Raw genomic sequence first — 20,563 nt, 5'->3', positions numbered from 1 at the left:
GAGTGGGCACCATGCTGCTCGAAGTCCGCGACCTCCATGTGGAGTTCCGTACGCGGGACGGAGTCGCCAAGGCCGTCAACGGCGTCAACTACTCGGTGGACGAGGGCGAGACGCTCGCCGTGCTCGGCGAGTCCGGCTCGGGCAAGTCGGTGACCGCCCAGGCCGTGATGGGCATCCTGGACGTGCCGCCGGGCCGGATCGCGGGCGGCGAGATCCTGTTCAAGGGCAGGAACCTGCTGAAGATGAAGGAGGACGAGCGGCGCAGGATCCGCGGCGCCGACATGGCGATGATCTTCCAGGACGCCTTGTCCTCCCTCAATCCGGTGCTGAGCGTGGGCGACCAGCTGGGCGAGATGTACGAGGTCCACCGCGGGATGTCCCGCAAGGCCGCCAAGGCCAAGGCCGTCGAGCTGATGGACCGGGTGAAGATCCCCGGGGCGAAGGAACGGGTGGGGGACTACCCGCACCAGTTCTCGGGCGGCATGCGCCAGCGCATCATGATCGCGATGGCGCTGGCCCTGGAGCCCTCCCTGATCATCGCGGACGAGCCGACGACCGCGCTGGACGTCACCGTCCAGGCCCAGGTGATGGACCTGCTGGCGGAGCTCCAGCGCGAGCTCAACATGGGGCTCATCCTCATCACCCACGACCTCGGCGTGGTCGCGGACGTCGCCGACAAGATCGCCGTCATGTACGCGGGCCGGATCGTCGAGGCGGCCCCCGTCCACGAGATCTATGCCGCGCCCGCGCACCCGTACACGAGGGGACTGCTCGACTCCATCCCGCGCCTCGACCAGAAGGGCCAGGAGCTGTACGCGATCAAGGGCCTGCCGCCGAACCTGCTGGCCATCCCGGCCGGCTGTGCCTTCAACCCGCGCTGCCCGATGGCGCAGCCGGTCTGCCGCACCGACGTCCCGCCGCTGGCGGAGGCCGGCCCGGACCGCGCGAGCGCGTGCTTCTTCTGGAAGGAGTGCCTCCGTGGCTGAGACCATCCTGGAGGTCAGGGACCTGGTCAAGCACTACCCGCTGACCCAGGGCATCCTCTTCAAGAAGCAGGTCGGCGCGGTCAAGGCGGTCGACGGGGTCTCGTTCGGCCTCGCCCGGGGCGAAACCCTGGGCATCGTCGGCGAGTCCGGCTGCGGCAAGTCCACCGTCGCCAAGATGCTGGTCAACCTGGAACGCCCGACGGCCGGCGCGATCTCGTACAAGGGCGAGGACATCACCAGGCTGTCCGGCAAGGCCCTCAAAGCGGTCCGACGCAACATCCAGATGGTGTTCCAGGACCCGTACACCTCGCTGAACCCGCGCATGACGGTCGGCGACATCATCGGGGAGCCCTACGACATCCACCCCGAGGTGGCCCCGAAGGGCGACCGGCGCCGCAAGGTCCGGGAACTCCTCGACGTGGTCGGGCTCAATCCCGAGTACATCAACCGGTACCCGCACCAGTTCTCCGGCGGCCAGCGCCAGCGCATCGGCATCGCCCGCGGCCTCGCCCTCCAGCCGGAGATCATCGTGGCGGACGAGCCGGTGTCCGCGCTCGACGTCTCGGTCCAGGCGCAGGTGGTCAACCTTCTGGAGCGGCTCCAGAACGAGTTCGACCTCTCCTACGTCTTCATCGCGCACGACCTCTCGATCGTCCGGCACATCTCCGACCGGGTCGGTGTGATGTACCTGGGCCGGGTGGTGGAGATCGGCACCGACACCCAGATCTACGACCACCCCACCCACCCCTACACCCAGGCCCTGCTGTCGGCGGTGCCCGTCCCGGACCCGCAGGCCCGCGCCCACCGCGAGCGGATCATCCTGAGCGGTGACGTCCCCTCCCCGGCCAACCCGCCGTCGGGCTGCCCCTTCCGCACCCGCTGCTGGAAGGCCCGCCAGCGCTGCACGGACGAGGTCCCGCTGCTGGCCGTCCCCGAGGCCTTCCGCTCCGGCCCGGCGGCCCACCCCTCGGCCTGCCACTTCGCGGCGGAGAAACAGGTCGTCCCGCCTCCCGGCGATCTTCCCCCGCCCCCCTCCTCGCCGGCCCCGCCGACGCAGGAGTGACCGGCGCAGCCCGAGGGGCGATTTCACGCCACCCCGCGCGGATTCGCTCCGTCAGGGCCGCTTTCCCGCCAACGCGGTTTACACGCAGGCAACTTGACCGTTTCTGTCCCGAGATCTGAGGCGTGCAGCCTGGGTCCCGTGCGGCCGTGCGGGTGCCGACAGCCGGCCGGGGAGGTGTACAGGCTCCCCGGCCGGCCTCCCGTGTGACCCTGCGCGTGCGCGGGGTGCGCCCCTCGTGCTGCCGGAATTCGATCGATGCGCTGGTACGGATAGTTATGATCCGTAGCGCACGGTGGGTATGACTCCGCCGAGCACTGAGTACGAGTACGCGTACCGATGTCCGCTCGACGTGGAGGTGAAACGCCGTGGCACTCTCGATCTCGGCCGTGGTGCTGCTGGCGATCGTCGTCTTCCTGCTGGTCCGCCGGTCGGGCCTGAAGGCGGGACACGCCGTTGTCTGTGTGCTCCTCGGGTTCTATCTGGCGAGTTCGACCATCGCGCCGACCCTCAGCCAGCTGACCACGAACGTGGCCAGCATGATCAGTGGCCTCAAGTTGTAGGCCGCTCGCCGCTTGATCGTAGGCTTGGCTCCATGAACGGTCTTCCCGCCCGTCGGCTTCTCCTCGTCCACGCGCACCCGGACGACGAGTCGATCAACAACGGCGTCACCATGGCCAAGTACGCGGCCGAGGGTGCCCACGTCGCACTCGTGACCTGCACCCTCGGTGAGGAGGGCGAGGTCATCCCGCCCGAGCTCGCCCACCTGGCGCCCGACCGTGACGACACCCTCGGGGCCCACCGCATCGGCGAGCTCGCCGCCGCCATGGCGGAACTCGGCGTCACCGACCACCGGTTCCTCGGCGGCCCCGGCCACTTCAGGGACTCCGGGATGATGGGCGCCGAGCAGAACCGCCGGCCCGGGTCCTTCTGGTCCGCCGACGTGGACGAGGCCGCCGCGCACCTCGTCGAGGTCATCCGCGAGCTGCGCCCGCAGGTGCTGGTCACCTACGACCCGGACGGCGGCTACGGGCACCCCGACCACATCCAGGCCCACCGGGTCGCCATGCGCGGCGCGGAGCTGGCCGCGGAGGCCACGTACCGCCGGGACCTCGGCGACCCGTGGGAGATCGCGAAGATCTACTGGAACCGGGTCCCGCGCTCGGTGGTCGAGGAGGGCTTCGCCCGGCTGAAGGCGGCCTGGGGGCACCCCCCGACGGCAGCCGAGGGGGAGGCCAAGGCCCCCTTCCCGGGGCTGGCTTCGCCGGACGACGTGCCCGGTGTCGTCGCCGACGAGCGGATCACCGCCGAGATCGGGGCCGACGAGGCCTTCGTGGCGGCCAAGGCGGCCGCGATGCGCGCCCACGCCACCCAGATCGCCGTGGAGGGGCCCTTCTTCGCCCTCTCCAACGACCTCGCGCAGCCGCTGTTCGCCCGCGAGTACTACGAACTGGCCGCGGGCCGGCCGGGCGCTCCGGCGGGCGAGCGCGAGCACGACCTGTTCGCGGGGGTGCAGGCATGACCGCGACCCTGACCCCCGCGCGGATCGCCACCCTGTTCGGCCTGTTGGCGGCGGGTCTGCTGACCGGCGCCGCCGGCTGGCTCGTCGTGGACCTGTGGTTCCCCGCCGGGCTGCTGCTGGGACTGCTGGCCCTCTTCGGTCTGTTCCTCGGCGGCCGGATCGCCGTCGGGACCGGGTTCGGGGTGGGCGCCGGTGCGATCGGCTGGTTCCTCGCGTACGTGTTGCTCAGCGCCCCGCGCCCCGAGGGGGACTTCCTGCTCGGTTCGTCCGGAATCGCCACGTACGCCTACCTTTTGGGTGGGACGGTGCTGGCTGTGATGTGCGCCACGCTGCGCGGCCCGTTCGAGCGGCCGGTTTCGGCCGCGCAGTCCGGCAAGTGACGTGCCGTTGAACTCCGCCGAGGTGCGCGTTCACGGGGGTTGGGCCGGGGTCCCCGGGCTGCTCGGAGGGCCTCTGGAGGGGGCGAAGAGGAATCCCTGATTCCCCTAGGACAGTTGCGCGAGGGCGGCGGCCAGTATGGTGGTCGGGCCGCCGAGCTGCCCGCGCACGGCACGCGGGCGGCGGAGCCAACCGGGAGAACCTGCCTTGAGTCGTGAAACCGACAGTTCGTCCTCCGGGCCCCAGGGGCGCGGTGGAGCCGCTTACCCCTCGGGTACACCGCCGTACGGAACCGGCCAGTACCCGTCCTTGCCCGTGCCGTCCGGGCCCGGTGCGGCGACTGTCTCGGAGGAGAACCCTGTGACCTCGAACCCGTCCACGCCCGACACCGACGGGCCGAAGACCGAGACCACCCTGACGACCCGGATCCGGATCAACATCCCGGGTTCGCGGCCGATCCCGCCGGTGGTCGTACGCAAGCCCGTGGCGGCTGCCGCCGAGCCGGAGCCGGAGCCCGAGGCCGAGCCCGTGGCCGTGCAGGCCGCGCCGGAGCCCGCGCCCGCCGCCGGGCCGGAGGAGCCGGCCAGCAACTGGTTCGCCCCCCGCAAGTCGCCCGCCGGGGCGCCCGCGCCCACCCCGGCACCGGCCCCGGCGCTGCCGATCCGCACCCCGGCCGCCGTGGGCCCCGCGCCCGCGCTGCCCACCCGTACGCCGGCCGGTCCCTCCCCGGCGCTGCCCACCCGCACCCCGGCGCCGCCCGGCGCCGGCGCCCCGGGTGCTCCGGTGTCCGGCTTCGCCCCGGGCGCCCCGGGCGCTCCCCGCCCAGCGGGCCCGCGTACGGGCGCCCCGGCCGGCCCCGGCTTCGACACGCCCGCCCACGGCTTCGCCCCGGCCCCGGTGCCCGCTCCGGCCGGCCCCGGCTACGGTCCGGGCGGCCCCGGCGCCGGCCCCGACGCGCCCTTCGCCCCCCGCCGGCCCGGCGGCCCCGGCGTCGGCACGACCCCGGGCCTGCCCGGCTACGGCGGCGGCGAAGGACCCTCGACCGAAGCGTTCCCCGTGTACGGCGGCCCGGCGGGCCCGGGCCCCGGGGGCCCCGGCGCCCCGGCGGGCCCCACCGGCGGCCCCGCGCTCGGCACCGCCCCCGTCGGCGCCCCCCACGACGGCGAGTCGCCCCGCTGGCCCGGACCGGAGCTGGACGAGCCGCTTCCGACCCCGGTGCCCGCCCCGGTGCCGGCCGCCCCCGCGCGTCCGAAGCCCGCCTCCGTGACGCCGACCAAGATCAAGAAGGGCCGCTCCAGGCTGCTCCTCGTCGGCAGCGGCCTCATCGCGCTGCTCGGCGTGGCCTACGGCGCCGGGCTGCTCCTGAACCACTCCGACGTCCCCAAGGGCACCACCGTCCTCGGCGTCGACATCAGCGGCAGCCGCGACGAGGCCGTCGCCAAGCTCCAGACGGCCTTCGGCAACCGTGCGGCCTCCCCGCTCACGCTCACCGTCGGCGGCAAGCAGGTCGAGCTCAAGCCCGACAAGGCGGGCCTGAGCCTGGACGCCCAGACCACCGTCCGCAACGCGGCGGGCAGCGACTACAACCCCGTCACGGTCATCGGCTCGCTCCTCGGCAACGAGCGCATCGCCGACCCCGTGATGCCGGTCGACGAGGAGAAGCTGCAGGTCGCGCTCCAGGAGCTGGCCGCAACCGCCGGCACCGCCACCGAGGGCACCATCAAGTTCGACACGGGCAAGGCCGTCGCCGTCCCCGGCAAGGCCGGTTCCACCCTGGACGCGGACGCCTCCGCGGCCCTGGTCACCAAGGCCTTCCGCGACATGGTGGCCACCGGCAAGGCGGCCCCGCTCGAACTCCCGGTCACCACCAAGAACCCGGTCGTCGACCAGGCCGAACTGGACCGGGCCATGAAGGAGTTCGCCGAGCCCGCGATGTCCGGCAACGCCATCGTCAAGGCGGGCGGCAAGTCCCTGGCCTTCGGCGCCAAGTCCCTCCCCAAGATCCTCAGCATGCAGGTCGTGGACGGGCACCTGGTCGAGAAGTACGACCTCGAGGCGCTCAAGGCGACGTACGGGAACACCTTCGACGGCGTCCTGATCATGCGCGGTACGGGCGAGAAGACCGCGGTCACCCCGCAGGACGTCGCCGGCGCCCTCGGCACGGCCCTGCGCGGCAAGACGCCCGCCGAGCGGACCGGCACGATCAACACCAACGCCAGCTGACGGCCGGCCGCGTTGGCGGAGCCCCCGTCCGGCCTTCGGACGGGGGCTCCGCCATGCCCGCCGCCATGCCCCGCAGCACCGGGCCCGGCCGGGTCGTCACCCCGACCGCATGACATCTGTCATCCGCCACTCACGACCGCAGACACTGCCGCGCGCACCCCCGTACGAGGGAGTCTTCAGTCATGACGATGACGACCTCGGCGCACACCACCGCCGCGCAGGACACCGGTCCCGGTGCCGGCCCCGTGGTGGCCTTTCAGAACGTGACCAAGAGCTACGGCGCGGTCCGCGCCGTCGACGGCCTCTCCCTCGAACTCCACCCCGGGGAGACCGTCGCCCTGCTCGGTCCCAACGGCGCCGGCAAGTCCTCCACCCTCGACCTGCTGCTGGGCCTGCGCCCCGCCGACTCCGGCACCGTCCACCTCTTCGGCACCACCCCGCGCGAGGCCGTCGCGGCCGGCCGGGTCGGCGCGATGCTCCAGAGCGGCGGCCTCATGGAGGACGTGACCGTACGGGAGGTCGTCGCCCTCGGCTGCGCCCTGCACCCCCGCCGCCACCCGGTGGACGAGGTGCTCAGCCGCGCCGGGATCACCGAGATAGCCGACCGCATGGTCAACAAGCTCTCCGGCGGCCAGGAGCAGCGCGTCCGCTTCGCTCTCGCCACGGCCGGACGCAACGACCTCATCGTCCTCGACGAGCCGACCACCGGCATGGACGTCACCTCCCGCCAGGCCTTCTGGGCCACGATGCGCGAGCAGGCCGCCCAGGGCCGCACGGTCCTCTTCGCCACGCACTACCTGGAAGAGGCCGACGCGATCGCCGACCGGGTCCTGGTACTGAACAAGGGCCGGCTGCTAGCCGACGGCACCGCCGCCGAGATCAAGGCCAAGGCCGGCGCCCGCCGGATCGCCTTCGACCTCGCCGGGGACGCCCCGGTGGACGAGGCCGCGCTGCGCGCCCTGCCGCACCTGACGGCCTTCGAGCGCCACGGCGACACGGTCAGGCTCCAGTCGCGCGACGCCGACGCCACCGTCCACGCCGTGTACGCCCTGGGGCTCTACCCCCGGAACCTGGAAGTCGCCGGGCTGGGCCTGGAACAGGCTTTCATCGCCCTCACCGAGGCCGAGGAGGCCAACGCGTCATGCTGACCACCGGAACGATCAAGCTCATCAAGCTCGAGATCAGCCGCGCCCTGCGCAACAAGAAGTACCTGTTCTTCACCGTCCTCTACCCGGCCGCCCTCTTCCTGATGCTCGGCGGCACCCTGGACGGCACGACGAAGGTCCTGGGCACCGAACTGACCATGCCCGCCTTCTATATGGTCTCCATGGCCTCCTTCGGCGCCCTGACCGCCGTCCTGATGGGCAACAGCGAGCGCATCGCCAAGGAGCGCGAGAAGGGCTGGGTGCGCCAGCTCCGGCTGACCGCCCTGCCCGGCCGCGGCTACGTCCTGGGCAAGACCGCCAGCGCCGCCGTGCTCTCCCTGCCCGCCATCCTCGTCGTGTTCGCGGTCGCCGCGGGCGTCAAGGGCGTCCGGTTCGACGCCTGGCAGTGGCTCGCCCTCACCGGTTCCATCTGGGCCGGCAGCCTGGTCTTCGCCGCCCTCGGCGTGGCCATCGGCTACCTCGCGAGCGGCGACACCGTGCGCCCGATCACGATGCTGTTCTACTTCGGCCTGTCGATCCTCGGCGGCCTGTGGATGCCGACCGGCAACTTCCCGCAGTGGCTCCAGAACATCTGCGAGTGGCTGCCGACCCGGGCCTACGCGGGCCTCGGCCAGGCCATCGAGCTCGGCGGGGCGCCGCACCTCAAGGACGTGGCGATCCTGGCGGTGTATTTCGTACTGTTCACCGGTGCCGCCGCCTGGCTGTACCGCAAGGACTCACTGAAGGCATGACGGGTGTGACGAGCGTGAGCAGCGCGACGGTGCCGGTGATCGAGACCGGTATGACGGGGATGAAGGGCGGGCCCCGGATCGGGCTCCGCCCCGAGAACCGCCGGCAGAAGGTCGTGAAGTCGCTGTGGATCGGCCTCTGGCTGTTCTACCTCAGCGCCCCCGTCACCGACCTGATCAGCGGCGGACACAGCCTCGGGGCCCGGCTGCTCGGCGGCCTGGGGCTCGTGACCTTCGTCGCCTGGTACCTGCTCCTGGTCTTCCGCACCGCCCGGCAGACCGAGGTGCGGCGCGTGCTGCTCTCGGTGGCGGTCCTCTCCGCGCAGGCCACGATCCTGTCGCTGACCCTGGGCCGCGAATGGCTCGTCCTCTTCGTGTACGTGTCCATCTCCTCCGGCGCCGCGCTGCCGGGGGAGATCTCCCGCTTCACGGTGCCCGGCGCCACCGCCCTGCTCGCGCTGACGGCCCTCGCGGTGCCGGGCGGCGACGCGTACATGGCCGGACTGCTGATCCCGGCCCTGATGGGCGGGTTCGCGATGGTCGGCATCCGCGCGATGATCCGGACGACGATGGAACTGCGCGAGGCGCGGGCCACGGTGGCGCAGCTCGCGGCGAACGAGGAGCGCTTGCGGATGGCCCGGGACCTGCACGATCTCCTCGGCCACTCGCTGTCCCTGATCACGCTCAAGAGCGAGCTGGCGGGGCGGATGCTGCCGGGCAGCCCCGAGCAGGCGGCCCAGCAGGTGGCCGACATCGAAAAGGTGAGCCGGCAGGCGCTGGTCGACGTACGGGAGGCCGTGAGCGGCTACCGGCGGCCGACCCTGCCGGGCGAACTGGCCGGCGCGCGGACCGCACTGACGGCGGCGGGCGTACTGGCGGACCTCCCCGGGGAGCCGGTGGGGGAACTCCCCGAGGAGGTGGAGTCGGCCCTGGCCTGGTCGCTCCGGGAAGCGGTGACGAACGTGGTCCGGCACAGCGGGGCGCAGCGGTGCACGGTCCGGCTGGAGACCCTCCAGACCCTGGCCGGACCGGTGGTGGAGCTGTCGGTCGCGGACGACGGCGCGGGCGGCCCCTCGGCCGCGGGCAACGGCCTGACGGGCCTGACGGAACGCCTGGAGGCGGTGGGCGGCACGCTGTCGGCCGGCCAGTCCGGCAAGAAGGGCTTCCGCCTGCTGGCCCGCGTCCCCCTAGGATCGGGCTCATGAGCGCACGCCCCATCCGGATCCTCCTGGCGGAGGACCAGTCCATGGTCCGGGAAGCCCTCGCGGCCCTCCTCGGACTGGAGCCGGACATCTCGGTGCTGGCCCAAGTCGCCCGCGGCGACGAGGTGGTGGCGGCTGCCCGGGCGCACGACGTGAACGTCGCGCTGCTCGACATCGAGATGCCGGGCATGACGGGCATCGAGGCGGCGGCGGCCCTGCGGACCGCGGTCCCGGACCTCAAGATCGTCGTCCTCACGACCTTCGGCCGCCCCGGCTACCTGCGCGGCGCGATGGAGGCGGGGGCCTCGGCGTTCCTGGTCAAGGACGCCCCGGCCGCGCAGCTGGCGGACGCGGTGCGCAAGGTCCTGGCCGGCGAGCGCGTCATCGACCCCACCCTGGCGGCGGCGGCCCTGGCGGAGGGCGCGAACCCGCTGACCGACCGGGAACGGGAGATCCTGCGGGCGGCCGAGGACGGGGCGACGAACGCCGAACTGGCGGCCCGCCTGCACCTGTCCCAGGGCACGGTTCGCAACTACCTCTCGACGGCGATCCAGAAGCTGGCGTCCCGCAACCGCGCGGAAGCGGTCCGCGTGGCCCGCGAAAAGGGCTGGCTGTAGCCAACCCCGGCCGGGGCAGGGGCCCGGGTCAGTTCAGCAGGGCGCGGGCTGCCAGGGCCTCGCCCCGGATGCGGGCCGCCGCCGGCGGATCGATCGCGTCGACGACCACCGCATAGGACTCCAGCTCCGCCGCGCCGGAGGCGAACTCGCCGCGCTCCACCAGGAGCTTCGCCCGCTCGTACCGCAGCGACGCCGGGTGCGAGGGCAGGAGCAGCGAGAGGTCCAGCGCCCACAGCGCCACCGCCGACTGCTCGGGACGGGCCGAGGCCCACGCCCTGATGTTGTTCAGGATCCGCAGGACGATGTCCAGCGTCCGGGCCGGCGTGCGCGGCTCGGCGGCCAGCTCCGCCGGACCGGCGCCCAGCGAGGCGCCTCCGGCGAAGGGGTCCACCACCAGCCCCTCGTCCGGATCCCCGAAGCCCACCACGAAGTGCCCCGGCAGCCCCAGCCCGTACACGGGCGCACCCGCCCGCCGTGCGACCTCCAGCCAGACGACGGACAGGAGGATCGGCAGGCCCCGGCGCCGCCGCAGCACCTCGTGCAGCAGCGAGGACGACAGCCGGTCGTAGTCCCCGGGCGTGCCGTGGAAGCCCATCCGGCCGCCCAGCAGCTCCGTCACCGCCGAGGCCCACGCCTTCCCGCCGCGCAGCCCGTACGGCAGCAGCCCCGCCAGCCGGTCCAGCTCGATCTGAGCCCAGTCCATGGCCCGTTCGTCCAGCTCCGGGTCCGCCTCGGCGGCGAGCAGCAGGCACAGCAGCGCCAGGTCGGGCCGCTCCGAGCGGGCTTCCTCCGCGAACCGCTCCCGGGATTCCGCGCTCATCGCGCCGCCCGGAAGTGGTGGTACGCGTGGTGCGTCGCGAAGCCCAGGCCGTCGTACAGCGCCCGCGCCCCCGCGTTGTCCGCCTCGACCTGCAGCCACGCCGCCGACGCGCCCTCCTGCAGCGCCTGCCGGGCCAGCACCGCCATCACCGTCGTGCCGAGGCCCGCGCGCCGGTGCGCCGGGTCGACCTCGACCGCCGCGAAGCCGGCCCACCGGCCGTCCACCACCAGCCGTCCGATCGCCCGGCCGGGCAGCGTCGCGAACCACACCGACGGCCCCGCGACCAGCACCCGCCGGGCCACCTCCGGGTCCTTGACCCGCCCGTACCGCCCGAGCCACTCCTCGTCCGGGGCACGGGTCAGCCGTACCTCCGAGGCGGTGCCGGCGGCGCCGGCGGCGCCGGCGGCGGCATCGGTGTCGACGTCCGCGATCGGCGCCAGCGCCGCGATCCGGACCTCCGCCGACACCTCGTTCACCCAGCCCCGGCGCTCCAGCTCCGCGCACAGCAGCTCCTGGGTGCCGGCCGCCCCCGTCGCCGTCTGCACGTATGCCGGGAGCTCGCGGTCCGTGTACCAGGACGTCACCCGCGCGAGTGCTTCGTCCAGCGGAATTCCCGGGTCGCCGAGCGGCAGCACGGAGTTGGCCCGCCGGGTGAACCCGCCGGCCGCCCGCAGCGTCCACTCGCCCAGCGGCTCGCTCTCCAGCGGCTGCCAGGCCCGCGCCCCGACCCGCGCCAGCTCCGCGAAGGAAGCTGCGGGACCCCTCCGCCGGGCCGGTGCCGGGGGCACGACCTTGCCCGCCACCAGCGTCGATTCCGCGATGCGGACGGACTCACCGCTCTTTCGTGTGATCGTCAGCACACCTTGGTTCCAGGATGTGAGAACCCCTACCGTGTCGGTGAACGACGGTGACTCGCTCCACCCGCTCTCCACCCGTCGTACAGAGACACGTTTACCCACGTCAGCCGGGGTAATACGGATCTCCAGCAGCCCACCGGCAGTGATTTCCACAGCTCTGTCCGCCCCTCCTGTTCGGATCGTGCCCGGGAACGGAGATACTAGGCGTGGGCATCGACGACGCCGCGCTCCCGCGCGATATGGAAAGCCCTACCGAGGAGGAACGAGAGCGTGACCTACGTCATCGCGGAGCCTTGTGTCGACGTCAAGGACAAGGCATGCATCGAAGAGTGCCCCGTCGACTGCATCTACGAGGGCCAGCGGTCCTTGTACATCCACCCGGACGAGTGCGTCGACTGTGGTGCGTGTGAGCCGGTCTGCCCGGTCGAGGCCATCTTCTACGAGGACGACACTCCGGAAGAGTGGAAGGAGTACTACAAGGCGAACGTCGAGTTCTTCGACGAGCTCGGTTCGCCCGGTGGTGCCTCCAAGCTGGGCCTGATCGAGCGCGATCACCCCTTCATCGCCGCGCTGCCGCCCATGGGCGAAGGCCACTGACGGCCACTGCCCCACACGGCAGAACGCGTGCTTCGGTCCCGTACGGCCCCCGTGCCGCGCGGGACCGAGTCGTTTGCCCGTACGTCCGGTACGACCGGCACGTCCAGTACGTCCAGCACCAGTAGAGAGCAGAGAACACCGTGGCCGCAGTATCCGCACGTCTTCCCGCCTTCCCCTGGGACAAGCTGGAGCCGTACAAGAAGACGGCGGCGGCCCACCCGGACGGCATCGTCGACCTGTCGGTCGGCACGCCCGTGGACCCGGTCCCGCAGCTGATCCAGGACGCCCTCGTCGCGGCCGCCGACTCCCCCGGCTACCCCACGGTGTGGGGCACCGTCGCGCTGCGCGACGCGATCACCGGCTGGCTGCAGGGCCGCCTGGGCGCGAGCGCCGCCGGACACCGCAACGTCCTGCCGGTCGTCGGCTCCAAGGAGCTGGTGGCCTGGCTGCCGACCCAGCTGGGCCTGGGCGCCGGGGACAAGGTCGCGTACCCCCGGCTCGCCTACCCGACGTACGAGGTCGGCGCGCGGCTGTGCGGCGCCGAGCCGGTGGTCTACGACGACCCGACCGAGCTCGACCCGGCCGGCGTGAAGCTGCTGTGGCTCAACTCCCCGTCCAACCCCACCGGGAAGGTCATCCCGAAGGAAGACCTGATCCGGATCGTGGCCTGGGCGCGCGAGCACGGGATCCTGCTCTTCAGCGACGAGTGCTACCTGGAGCTGGGCTGGGAGGCCGAGCCGGTCTCCGTCCTGCACGACGACGTCTGCGGCGGCTCGTACGAGGGCATCGTCGCCGTCCACTCCCTCTCCAAGCGCTCCAACCTGGCGGGCTACCGGGCCGCTTTCATCGCCGGTGACGCCGGCGTGCTCGGCGAACTGCTGGAGATCCGCAAGCACGGCGGCATGATGACCCCGGCCCCGGTGCAGGCGGCCACGGTCGCCGCGCTCGGCGACGACGCGCACGTCGAGGAGCAGCGCGGGCGCTACGCCGCGCGGCGCGCGGCGCTGCGGGCGGCCCTGGAGTCGCACGGCTTCCGGGTCGAGCACAGCGAGGCCAGCCTCTACCTGTGGGTGACCCGGGACGAGCCCTGCTGGGAGACGGTCGCGCACCTCGCCGAGCTGGGCATCCTGGTCGCGCCGGGCGACTTCTACGGCGAGGCGGGCGCGCAGTTCGTCCGCGTCGCCTTCACGGCCACGGACGAGCGCGTCGACGCGGCGGTCAAGCGCCTCGCCTGATCCGCCGCCTCCGCGCCGGTCCGGGTCCGGTCCGGGACCCGCAGACAGCCCGAGGGGCCGGGAGTGCGCACTCCCGGCCCCTCGGCGTTCCTGCTTGCGGCGGATCAGCCGCCCAGCGGGAGGCCGCCCAGCGGCAGCCCCTGGGTGGGAACCGCGCCGGTCAGGTTGCCGGTCGGCAGCTCACCGGTCGGCAGGCCCTTGGCCGGCAGACCGCCGAGCAGGGCGCCCGCGGTGTCGGTGACCTCGGTGGGGGCGCCGGGTACGGCCTTGGCGGCGGTGCCCGTCGCGGTGGCGGCGGCGGCCTCACCGGTGCCGACCACGTCGCCCGCGGTGTCCGGGCTCGTGAGGGCGCCCAGCTGCGGCACGGACTCCAGGCCCGCGGCGCTGGCCGCGCCGGCCGCACCGACCACGGGAGCTGCCCCGGCTGCGAGCAGCAGCGCGGTACGGGCGATCCGGCGGGTCAGGGGGAGGGACATGATGCTCCTAAGCGGTAGCGGCTGAGTACGCCGTGTACAACCGCTCGGGGGGTGGGTGGAGTTGCGGAGCCACCGGGTAAAGGATCAGTAACGCATCGTTTAATCGGCTTCCGCGACAAGCTCATTGAATGTGCGCCGACCAGGGCTTCCTTCCGCCCGGGGGCGGATCGGGCCGCCCGCCGGGTCACCCCCGTGCGGGGGACGTCTCGTACAGGCGACCGTGCGGCGCGGTCGGCGCGTCAGCGGGCGCCCGGGCAGCGGAACGCCGGCCCGGAGGAACGCCGGGTCACTGGGCGACGAAGATCCGTACCGCGCCGGGCTCCGCGTCGCGGGGATCGCCGGCGCCGGCCTTCGCCCCCTGGCCGGCCTGCTGCTGCCACTTGCCCTTCGCCTCGCCCGCCACCCAGCCCTGCCGGCCGTACGAGACCCGGGCGATGCCCATCCCGCGGGAGTTGGCCACCGCCCAGCCCGCCATCGCCTTGCTGCCGCGCGCCGCGGACGCGCCGCCGTCCCGCTTCTCGACGAAGGTCACCTCGGCCTCCTTGACCTTCCCGGCCGCGTCCTGCGTCCGGCTCGGCTGCGCCGGAGCGGTGTGCGTCTTGTCCTTGGCGAAGATCCGGGTGAGCTCCGTCCGCACCTTCTCCGGGTTGCCCGGCGCGGTGGGCGCCGGCCCGCCGCAGGTGAGCTCGCCGTCACCGGCGAAGGCGGCCGTCAGGACGGTCGCGTCCGGCTCGTGCTTCGCGTACGCCTGGGGGAAGCCGCTGAGCTGCACCTGCTGCGCGGCCTCCGTCAGCGGGAGCCGCGAGTACCCCTTGATCGCGACGAGGCGCTCGTAGAAGATCCCGGCCGAGTACACCGGGTCCATGATCTGCTCCCGAGTGCCCCAGCCCTGCGAGGGCCGCTGCTGGAACAGGCCGAGCGAATCCCGGTCGCCGTGGTCGAGGTTGCGCAGCGCCGACTCCTGCATCGCGGTCGCCAGCGCGATGGTCACGGCCCGGTCCGGCAGGCCCTTGGCCACGCCGACCGCGGCTATCGTCGCCGCGTTGGCCGCCTGCTCGGGGGTCATGTCGACACCGCCCGAGCCCGTCCGCGGGCCGGCCGTGCAGTGCGGGGCACCGCCACCGCCGTTCGTCGAGTTGTACTGCACGGCGAAGTAGCCGATCAGCGCGAGCAGCACGAACGCACCGGCGACTTTGAGCAGCGGCCGGCGGCGGCGAGGGCGGGGGTGATCGCTCTGGGACACGCCGCCCACCGTACTTGAGCCACGCGGCGCGTCCACCGGCCGGACGTGGGAGGTTCGTCGCAGCCCGGGGCGTTAGGGTCAGAGCCATGTCCGAATCCGAGCTGGACCTCACCCTGGACGCCGCCGAGCTGACCGCCCGGCTCGTCGACATCCCGTCCGTGAGCGGCGACGAAAAGGTCCTCGCCGATCTGGTGGAGCAGGCGCTGCGCGCCCTCCCGCACCTCACGGTCGACCGGTACGGCAACAACGTCGTGGCCCGCACGAACCTCGGCAGGGCCGAGCGCGTCGTCCTCGCCGGCCACCTCGACACCGTGCCGATCGCCGACAACGTCCCGTCCCGTCTGGACGAGAATGACGTCCTGTGGGGCTGCGGAACGACCGACATGAAGTCCGGCGTCGCCGTACAGCTGCGCATCGCCGCGACCGTGCCCGAGCCCAACCGCGACCTCACCTTCGTCTTCTACGACCAGGAGGAGGTCGCCGCCGACCTCAACGGCCTGGGCAAGGTCGCCGAGACCCACCCCGACTGGCTGACCGGTGACTTCGCGGTCCTGCTGGAGCCGTCGAACGCCGAGGTCGAGGGCGGCTGCCAGGGCACCCTGCGCGTCCTGCTCCGCACCTCCGGCGAGCGCGCCCACTCCGCGCGCAGCTGGATGGGCTCCAACGCCATCCACGCGGCGAGCCCGATTCTCGCCAAACTCGCGGCGTACGAGCCCCGCAAGCCCGTCATCGACGGCCTCGAATACCACGAGGGCCTCAACGCGGTCCGCATCGAGGGCGGCGTCGCCAACAACGTCATCCCCGACGCGTGCACGGTGACGGTCAACTTCCGCTTCGCCCCCGACCGCAGCATGGACGACGCGATCGCCCACGTCCGGGAGGTCTTCGCGGACTGCGGCGTCGAGGAGTTCGTGATCGACGACTTCTCCGGCGGCGCCCTCCCCGGCCTCTCCCACCCCGCGGCGGCGGCCTTCATGGAGGCGGTCGGCGGCCGCGCCATGCCGAAGTTCGGCTGGACGGACGTGTCCCGCTTCAGCGCCATCGGCGTCCCGGCGGTGAACTACGGCCCGGGCGACGCCCTGCTGGCCCACAAGGTGGACGAGCGGGTGGAGACCAAGGCGATCCTCCACTGCGAGGAACGACTCCGCGCCTGGCTGACCACCTGAATTCCGCTTGCCGTCACCTTTGTGCGCCTACCCTGATCCAACGATCAGCAGGAGGGAGCACATCATGGGCAACCCCGAAGGCAACGCTCGTCGTCGACCCGAGGAGCAGCAGCTCGGGCCGGTGCTGCGCAGGCGGAGCCAGGTGCAGGCGGGCAGTACGACGGACCAGCGGCTGCTGGATTCGGCCGGGCCTTCCGAGTGGGTGCACACCGATCCCTGGCGGGTCCTGCGCATCCAGTCGGAGTTCATCGAGGGCTTCGGGACGCTGGCGGAGCTGCCGCCGGCGATCAGCGTGTTCGGCTCGGCCCGTACGCCCGCCGGCTCGCCGGAGTACGAGGCCGGCGTGCAGATCGGCAGCGCGCTCGTCGAGGCGGGCTTCGCGGTGATCACGGGCGGCGGTCCGGGCGCGATGGAGGCGGCCAACAAGGGAGCCCGGGAGGCCAACGGCATCTCCGTGGGCCTGGGCATCGAGCTGCCCTTCGAACAGGGGCTCAACCAGCACGTGGATCTCGGTCTGAACTTCCGGTACTTCTTCGTCCGCAAGACGATGTTCGTGAAGTACAGCCAGGGCTTCGTGGTCCTGCCGGGCGGACTCGGCACGCTGGACGAGCTGTTCGAGGCCCTGACCCTGGTGCAGACCCAGAAGATCACCCGGTTCCCGATCGTGCTGTTCGGGACGGAGTACTGGTCCGGCCTGGTCGACTGGCTCAAGCACACGGTGATCGCGCAGGGCAAGGCCTCGGAGCGCGATCTGTACCTCTTCCACGTCACGGACAACGTGGACGAGGCGATCGCGCTCGTGACCAAGGAAGTCAGCAAGTAGCCGTTGCGCAAGCCCCCGGCGGACAATCGCCGGGGGCTCTTCGTGATGCCGCTCAGGCCAGTCCGCGGCGGGCTACTGCCGGGGGGCGGTGGCCCTGGATCGAGCGGACCATATCCAGGAGCCCCTTCTCGACGCCGCTCTCGCGCGGTGCGGCGCCGGGGCGCCTTACCGGCTTCGAGCGGCTGCGTCGGCCTCCGGCCGTCGGGCTCAGGCCAGTCCGCGGCGGGCTACTGCCGGGGGGCGGTGGCCCTGGATCGAGCGGACCATATCCAGGATCTGCCGGGTCTCCGCCACCTCGTGGACGCGGTAGACCTGGGCGCCCAGCCAGGCCGAGACGGCCGTCGTGGCCAGGGTGCCCAACAGGCGCTCCTTGACCGGCTTGTCGAGGGTCTCGCCGACGAAGTCCTTGTTGGACAGGGAGACCAGCACCGGCCAGCCCGAGTCGGTCATCTCGCCCAGGCGGCGGGTGGCCTCCAGCGAGTGGCGGGTGTTCTTCCCGAAGTCGTGGCCCGGGTCGATCATGATCGCGTCCCGGCGGACCCCCAGCGCGGCCGCGCGTTCGGCCAGTCCCACCGTGACCCGCAGGATGTCCGCCATCACGTCGTCGTACGTCGTCCGGTGCGGCCGGGTGCGCGGCTCGACCCCGCCCGCGTGGGTGCAGACCAGGCCGACGCCGTGGCGTGCGGCGACCTCCGCCAGCTTCGGGTCCGCGCCGCCCCAGGCGTCGTTCAGCAGATCCGCCCCGGCCTCGCAGACCGCCTCGCCGACCTCGTGCCGCCAGGTGTCGACGCTGATCACCACGTCCGGGTGGCGGCGCCGTACCTCCGCCACGAAGCCGACCGTGCGCCGGGCCTCCTCGACCGCGTCCACGTGCTCGCCGGGGCCCGCCTTGACCCCGCCGATGTCGATGATCGCGGCGCCCTCGGCGACCGCCTGCTCGACCCGGTCCAGCGCGGGCTCGTCGCGGAACGTCGCGCCCTGGTCGTAGAAGGAGTCCGGAGTCCGGTTCACGATGGCCATGATCACCGGCTCGTGGGTGTCGAACTCGCGCCTGCCCAGTCGCAGCATCCCGTTCTTTCCTCCTCCGGCGGCCCTCGCGCCTCGCTGCGACCTTAACCTGGTGGCCGGTGGGCCGATGTCTCTCAGGGAGTTGCTCGTGTTCTGGTTCTTGCTGATCGCGCTGGTCGTGGTCGTCGCGGCGGTCACCCTGGCCGTGGTGGGCGGTGGTTCCGAGGCCGTGCTGCCGGAGGCGGAGCCGGACCGGGTGGCCGACGCGCTGCCGGAGAGCCGCCCGGTCGTACGGGCCGACATCGACGCGCTTCGGCTGCCGGTCGCGCCGCGCGGGTACCGGATGGCCGAGGTGGACGACGTACTGGAGCGGCTCGCGGCGGAACTCGCCGAGCGGGACGCGCGGATCGCGGAGCTGACGGCTGCGGCCGCGCACAGCCGCGTGCAGGGCCCGGCCGCGGTCGACCTGCACAAGGAGGGGCAGTGACGGCGGTCGCCGGTCCGGACGGGAGCCTGCGCTGCCCGTGGGCCCTGGCCACCGAGGACTACATCGCGTACCACGACACGGAGTGGGGCCGCGCGGTGCACGGGGACGACGCCCTGTACGAGCGGCTGTGCCTGGAGGCCTTCCAGTCCGGGCTGTCCTGGCTGACGATCCTGCGGCGGCGGGAGGCCTTCCGTACGGCCTTCTCGGGCTTCGTGATCGCCGAGGTCGCGGAATTCGGGCCGGCCGACGCGGAGCGGCTGCTCGCGGACGAGGGGATCATCCGCAACCGGGCCAAGATCGAGGCCACGCTCGCCAACGCGAAGGTCCTGGCGGGGTGGGAGCCGGGCGAACTGGACGCCCTGATCTGGTCGCACGTGCCGGAGCCGGGCCGCCCGGCCCCCGAGGCGATCTCCGAAGTCCCGGCGGTGACGCCCGAGTCCACGGCCCTGTCCAAGGCCCTGAAGAAGGCCGGGATCCGCTTCGTCGGCCCCACGACGGCCTACGCCCTGATGCAGGCCTGCGGGCTGGTCAACGACCACCTGGCCGCCTGCGCCGCCCGTACCCCCGCCTGAGAGGCGGCGGGGGCAGGCGGCGGCGGGGGCGTCGGGCTCAGCGGCCCAGGTACTTCGGCGGCTGCTTGGCGAGGAAGGCCTCGACGGCGATGGAGTGGTCCTCGGAGGCGCCCGCGCGGGCCTGCAGGGTGTCCTCGTGGGACAGGGCCTCCGCCAGCGAGTGGGAGGCCCCGTAGGCCAGGGACTCCTTCAGGGCCGCGTAGGCCACCGTCGGGCCGGCCGCCAGGGTGCGGGCCACCGCCTCGGCCTCGGCGTGCAGGGAGTCCGAGGGGACCAGACGGTTCACGATGCCGAGCTCGTATGCCTCCTGCGCCTTCACGGAGCGGGGGAAGAGCAGCAGGTCGGAGGCCCGGGAGGCGCCGATCAGGCGGGGGAGGGTCCAGGAGACGCCCGAGTCCGCGGTGAGCGCCACCCCCGCGAAGGAGGTGTTGAAGGAGGCCGTGTCGGCGACGACCCGGAAGTCCGCCGCCAGCGCGAAGCCGAAGCCCGCTCCGGCCGCGACGCCGTTGACGCCCGCCACCACCGGCTTGGGCATCTCGGTCAGGGCGCGCACGATCGGGTTGTAGTGGTCCGCGACCGTGCTCATGGTCAGCGAGGAACCGTTCTCGCGGTCCGCCGCCAGGTTCCCGATGTGCTCCTTGAGGTCCTGGCCGACGCAGAAGGCCCGGTTGCCGGCCGCGGTCAGCAGCACCGCGCGGACGGCCGTGTCCGCGGCCGCCGCCTGGACCGCGTCGCGGAGCGCGACCTTGGCCTCGGTGTTCATCGCGTTCATGGCGTCGGGACGGTTGATCGTGATTTTCGCGAGTCCGTCGGTCACTTCGTAGAGCACGCTGTCGGCCATGGCAGGGGGTCCCCCTTCGTCGCAGGCTTGGCTACCGGCCGGTACCGGCCGGTGCAAGGGCCAGCATGGCGGACCGGACCGTCCCGGGGCATGTGATGTGCGTCAAAGAAAGCGGAGGGCAGACGCAGGGTGCGGCGGCGAAGTATCGCAGGCACATCCCCGAAATGAGTGGTTTTGGTCGAGCGCGTTGCGCAAGCGTTCCCTGCCGATGTTGGTCATCGGGTCCTGACATGCGGGATAATGGCCAAGAAGCAATGTGTTCGATGCCGGGTTCCAGGCGCCTGAATGGGGCCGTCGGCTGACGATGAGCTGGTTTCAGGAAGGGGAACGAGCATGGCGGCCATGAAGCCGCGGACGGGCGACGGCCCGCTCGAGGTCACCAAGGAGGGGCGGGGCATCGTCATGCGCGTACCGCTCGAGGGCGGCGGTCGGCTCGTCGTCGAGCTGACTCCGGACGAGGCGGACGCCCTGGGTGACGCCCTGAAGAAGGTCGTCGGCTAACCCGTCGGCAGCACCGCGCACCATCTGCATTCTCTGTATTCTCTGCGCTGCCCCG

At 72.5% G+C, this 20,563-nt stretch carries 22 protein-coding genes and 1 pseudogene; 17 read left to right on the top strand and 6 right to left on the bottom strand.

All coding sequences use genetic code 11. The features are described 5' to 3' along the window. Positions 1-11 precede the first annotated feature (11 nt). The 10 genes from AB0I68_RS04170 (at position 12) to AB0I68_RS04125 (ending at position 9,882) form a co-directional block, all read left to right on the top strand. Entirely contained in the window at positions 12-986 is a 975-nt protein-coding gene (locus AB0I68_RS04170; protein WP_363175609.1) for an ABC transporter ATP-binding protein, read from the top strand. Beyond that, positions 979-2,049, top strand: coding sequence for a dipeptide ABC transporter ATP-binding protein (locus AB0I68_RS04165; RefSeq protein WP_363175608.1), 1,071 nt, complete (start codon positions 979-981; stop codon positions 2,047-2,049). The genes AB0I68_RS04170 and AB0I68_RS04165 overlap by 8 nt, the downstream gene beginning before the upstream one ends. Before the next feature lie 365 nt (positions 2,050-2,414). Then, positions 2,415-2,609, top strand: a complete 195-nt coding sequence (locus tag AB0I68_RS04160) for a hypothetical protein (protein WP_030291103.1) — start codon at positions 2,415-2,417, stop codon at positions 2,607-2,609. A 32-nt stretch (positions 2,610-2,641) separates the two neighbouring features. After that, complete coding sequence (gene mshB, locus AB0I68_RS04155) at positions 2,642-3,568, top strand: N-acetyl-1-D-myo-inositol-2-amino-2-deoxy-alpha-D-glucopyranoside deacetylase (protein ID WP_363175607.1); 927 nt, start codon at positions 2,642-2,644, stop codon at positions 3,566-3,568. Continuing rightward, positions 3,565-3,948, top strand: coding sequence for a DUF6113 family protein (locus AB0I68_RS04150; protein ID WP_363175606.1), 384 nt, complete (start codon positions 3,565-3,567; stop codon positions 3,946-3,948). The genes mshB and AB0I68_RS04150 overlap by 4 nt, the downstream gene beginning before the upstream one ends. A 358-nt stretch (positions 3,949-4,306) precedes the next feature. Next, positions 4,307-6,169: a peptidoglycan binding domain-containing protein gene (locus AB0I68_RS04145; protein WP_363175605.1), complete on the top strand. Its 1,863-nt coding sequence runs from the start codon at positions 4,307-4,309 to the stop codon at positions 6,167-6,169. 188 nt (positions 6,170-6,357) lie between these two features. Continuing rightward, a complete protein-coding gene (locus tag AB0I68_RS04140) occupies positions 6,358-7,317 on the top strand; it encodes an ABC transporter ATP-binding protein (protein ID WP_363175748.1) in 960 nt (319 codons plus the stop codon). Beyond that, positions 7,311-8,066: an ABC transporter permease gene (locus AB0I68_RS04135; RefSeq protein ID WP_363175604.1), complete on the top strand. Its 756-nt coding sequence runs from the start codon at positions 7,311-7,313 to the stop codon at positions 8,064-8,066. The genes AB0I68_RS04140 and AB0I68_RS04135 overlap by 7 nt, the downstream gene beginning before the upstream one ends. Positions 8,067-8,125: 59 nt before the next feature. Next, the gene (locus AB0I68_RS04130) at positions 8,126-9,268 is read left to right on the top strand and encodes a sensor histidine kinase (protein WP_363175747.1); all 1,143 of its coding nucleotides are present in this window, start codon (positions 8,126-8,128) and stop codon (positions 9,266-9,268) included. Then, the gene (locus tag AB0I68_RS04125; protein WP_363175603.1) at positions 9,265-9,882 is read left to right on the top strand and encodes a response regulator transcription factor; all 618 of its coding nucleotides are present in this window, start codon (positions 9,265-9,267) and stop codon (positions 9,880-9,882) included. Before AB0I68_RS04130 ends, AB0I68_RS04125 begins: the two co-directional genes overlap by 4 nt. Positions 9,883-9,910: 28 nt before the next feature. Here the strand turns inward: AB0I68_RS04125 and AB0I68_RS04120 are convergent, their stop codons facing one another. Together AB0I68_RS04120 and AB0I68_RS04115 are read right to left on the bottom strand one after the other, a co-directional pair. Further along, the gene (locus AB0I68_RS04120; protein ID WP_363175602.1) at positions 9,911-10,702 is read right to left on the bottom strand and encodes a transglutaminase-like domain-containing protein; all 792 of its coding nucleotides are present in this window, start codon (positions 10,700-10,702) and stop codon (positions 9,911-9,913) included. Then, entirely contained in the window at positions 10,699-11,712 is a 1,014-nt protein-coding gene (locus AB0I68_RS04115) for a GNAT family N-acetyltransferase (RefSeq protein ID WP_363175601.1), read from the bottom strand. The genes AB0I68_RS04120 and AB0I68_RS04115 overlap by 4 nt, the downstream gene beginning before the upstream one ends. 117 nt (positions 11,713-11,829) lie before the next feature. On the opposite strand from AB0I68_RS04115, the gene fdxA reads away from it, so the two are divergent. Both fdxA and dapC read left to right on the top strand, forming a co-directional pair. Then, positions 11,830-12,156 carry a ferredoxin gene (gene fdxA, locus AB0I68_RS04110; protein WP_114054017.1) on the top strand — a complete coding sequence of 109 codons (327 nt, stop codon included), beginning with the start codon at positions 11,830-11,832 and terminating at the stop codon, positions 12,154-12,156. A gap of 140 nt (positions 12,157-12,296) precedes the next feature. Beyond that, entirely contained in the window at positions 12,297-13,391 is a 1,095-nt protein-coding gene (dapC, locus tag AB0I68_RS04105) for a succinyldiaminopimelate transaminase (protein ID WP_363175600.1), read from the top strand. A gap of 104 nt (positions 13,392-13,495) precedes the next feature. Here dapC and AB0I68_RS04100 read toward each other — a convergent pair whose 3' ends face one another. Both AB0I68_RS04100 and AB0I68_RS04095 read right to left on the bottom strand, forming a co-directional pair. Further along, positions 13,496-13,867 (bottom strand): ATP-binding protein, encoded by a 372-nt coding sequence (locus AB0I68_RS04100; protein WP_363175599.1) that lies wholly within the window; start codon positions 13,865-13,867, stop codon positions 13,496-13,498. A 286-nt stretch (positions 13,868-14,153) separates the two neighbouring features. Further along, a complete protein-coding gene (locus tag AB0I68_RS04095) occupies positions 14,154-15,110 on the bottom strand; it encodes a hypothetical protein (protein WP_363175598.1) in 957 nt (318 codons plus the stop codon). Between the two features lie 86 nt (positions 15,111-15,196). Between AB0I68_RS04095 and dapE the strand changes: the two genes are divergently transcribed. Together dapE and AB0I68_RS04085 are read left to right on the top strand one after the other, a co-directional pair. Next, positions 15,197-16,276: a succinyl-diaminopimelate desuccinylase gene (gene dapE / locus AB0I68_RS04090; RefSeq protein WP_363175597.1), complete on the top strand. Its 1,080-nt coding sequence runs from the start codon at positions 15,197-15,199 to the stop codon at positions 16,274-16,276. A 64-nt stretch (positions 16,277-16,340) separates the two neighbouring features. Continuing rightward, positions 16,341-17,099, top strand: coding sequence for a TIGR00730 family Rossman fold protein (locus AB0I68_RS04085; RefSeq protein WP_363175596.1), 759 nt, complete (start codon positions 16,341-16,343; stop codon positions 17,097-17,099). A 207-nt stretch (positions 17,100-17,306) separates the two neighbouring features. Here AB0I68_RS04085 and folP read toward each other — a convergent pair whose 3' ends face one another. Further along, positions 17,307-18,167: a dihydropteroate synthase gene (gene folP / locus AB0I68_RS04080; RefSeq protein WP_363175595.1), complete on the bottom strand. Its 861-nt coding sequence runs from the start codon at positions 18,165-18,167 to the stop codon at positions 17,307-17,309. Positions 18,168-18,234: 67 nt separating this feature from the next. On the opposite strand from folP, the pseudogene AB0I68_RS04075 reads away from it, so the two are divergent. Together AB0I68_RS04075 and AB0I68_RS04070 are read left to right on the top strand one after the other, a co-directional pair. Continuing rightward, a pseudogene (locus AB0I68_RS04075) lies at positions 18,235-18,540 on the top strand (DivIVA domain-containing protein); the annotation flags it as partial. Between the two features lie 50 nt (positions 18,541-18,590). Then, positions 18,591-19,166 carry a DNA-3-methyladenine glycosylase I gene (locus tag AB0I68_RS04070; protein ID WP_363175594.1) on the top strand — a complete coding sequence of 192 codons (576 nt, stop codon included), beginning with the start codon at positions 18,591-18,593 and terminating at the stop codon, positions 19,164-19,166. A 37-nt stretch (positions 19,167-19,203) separates the two neighbouring features. On the opposite strand, the gene AB0I68_RS04065 is transcribed toward AB0I68_RS04070, so the two are convergent. Continuing rightward, a complete protein-coding gene (locus AB0I68_RS04065; protein WP_363175593.1) occupies positions 19,204-20,007 on the bottom strand; it encodes an enoyl-CoA hydratase-related protein in 804 nt (267 codons plus the stop codon). Between the two features lie 333 nt (positions 20,008-20,340). Here AB0I68_RS04065 and AB0I68_RS04060 point away from each other — a divergent pair, with 333 nt between their 5' ends. Next, on the top strand, positions 20,341-20,508 hold the full coding sequence (locus AB0I68_RS04060; RefSeq protein WP_003966491.1) for a DUF3117 domain-containing protein: 168 nt from the start codon (positions 20,341-20,343) through the stop codon (positions 20,506-20,508). Positions 20,509-20,563: the final 55 nt, after the last annotated feature.

Source organism: Streptomyces sp. NPDC050448, assembly GCF_040655295.1.
Lineage (GTDB): Bacteria > Actinomycetota > Actinomycetes > Streptomycetales > Streptomycetaceae > Streptomyces.
Note: the sequence above shows the minus strand (reverse complement) of the source record. Positions and strands in the feature narration are given on the sequence as shown.

Bases quoted from the DNA above. Each gene is read 5' to 3' on its own strand.
- AB0I68_RS04170 (WP_363175609.1), top strand. From the start codon at position 12: ATGCTGCTCGAAGTCCGCGACCTCCATGTGGAGTTCCGTACGCGGGAC.
- mshB (WP_363175607.1), top strand. From the start codon at position 2,642: ATGAACGGTCTTCCCGCCCGTCGGCTTCTCCTCGTCCACGCGCACCCG.
- AB0I68_RS04150 (WP_363175606.1), top strand. From the start codon at position 3,565: ATGACCGCGACCCTGACCCCCGCGCGGATCGCCACCCTGTTCGGCCTG.
- AB0I68_RS04140 (WP_363175748.1), top strand. From the start codon at position 6,358: ATGACGACCTCGGCGCACACCACCGCCGCGCAGGACACCGGTCCCGGT.
- AB0I68_RS04135 (WP_363175604.1), top strand. From the start codon at position 7,311: ATGCTGACCACCGGAACGATCAAGCTCATCAAGCTCGAGATCAGCCGC.
- AB0I68_RS04130 (WP_363175747.1), top strand. From the start codon at position 8,126: ATGAAGGGCGGGCCCCGGATCGGGCTCCGCCCCGAGAACCGCCGGCAG.
- AB0I68_RS04125 (WP_363175603.1), top strand. From the start codon at position 9,265: ATGAGCGCACGCCCCATCCGGATCCTCCTGGCGGAGGACCAGTCCATG.
- AB0I68_RS04120 (WP_363175602.1), bottom strand. From the start codon at position 10,702: ATGAGCGCGGAATCCCGGGAGCGGTTCGCGGAGGAAGCCCGCTCGGAG.
- AB0I68_RS04100 (WP_363175599.1), bottom strand. From the start codon at position 13,867: ATGTCCCTCCCCCTGACCCGCCGGATCGCCCGTACCGCGCTGCTGCTC.
- dapE (WP_363175597.1), top strand. From the start codon at position 15,197: ATGTCCGAATCCGAGCTGGACCTCACCCTGGACGCCGCCGAGCTGACC.
- AB0I68_RS04085 (WP_363175596.1), top strand. From the start codon at position 16,341: ATGGGCAACCCCGAAGGCAACGCTCGTCGTCGACCCGAGGAGCAGCAG.
- folP (WP_363175595.1), bottom strand. From the start codon at position 18,167: ATGCTGCGACTGGGCAGGCGCGAGTTCGACACCCACGAGCCGGTGATC.
- AB0I68_RS04065 (WP_363175593.1), bottom strand. From the start codon at position 20,007: ATGGCCGACAGCGTGCTCTACGAAGTGACCGACGGACTCGCGAAAATC.
- AB0I68_RS04060 (WP_003966491.1), top strand. From the start codon at position 20,341: ATGGCGGCCATGAAGCCGCGGACGGGCGACGGCCCGCTCGAGGTCACC.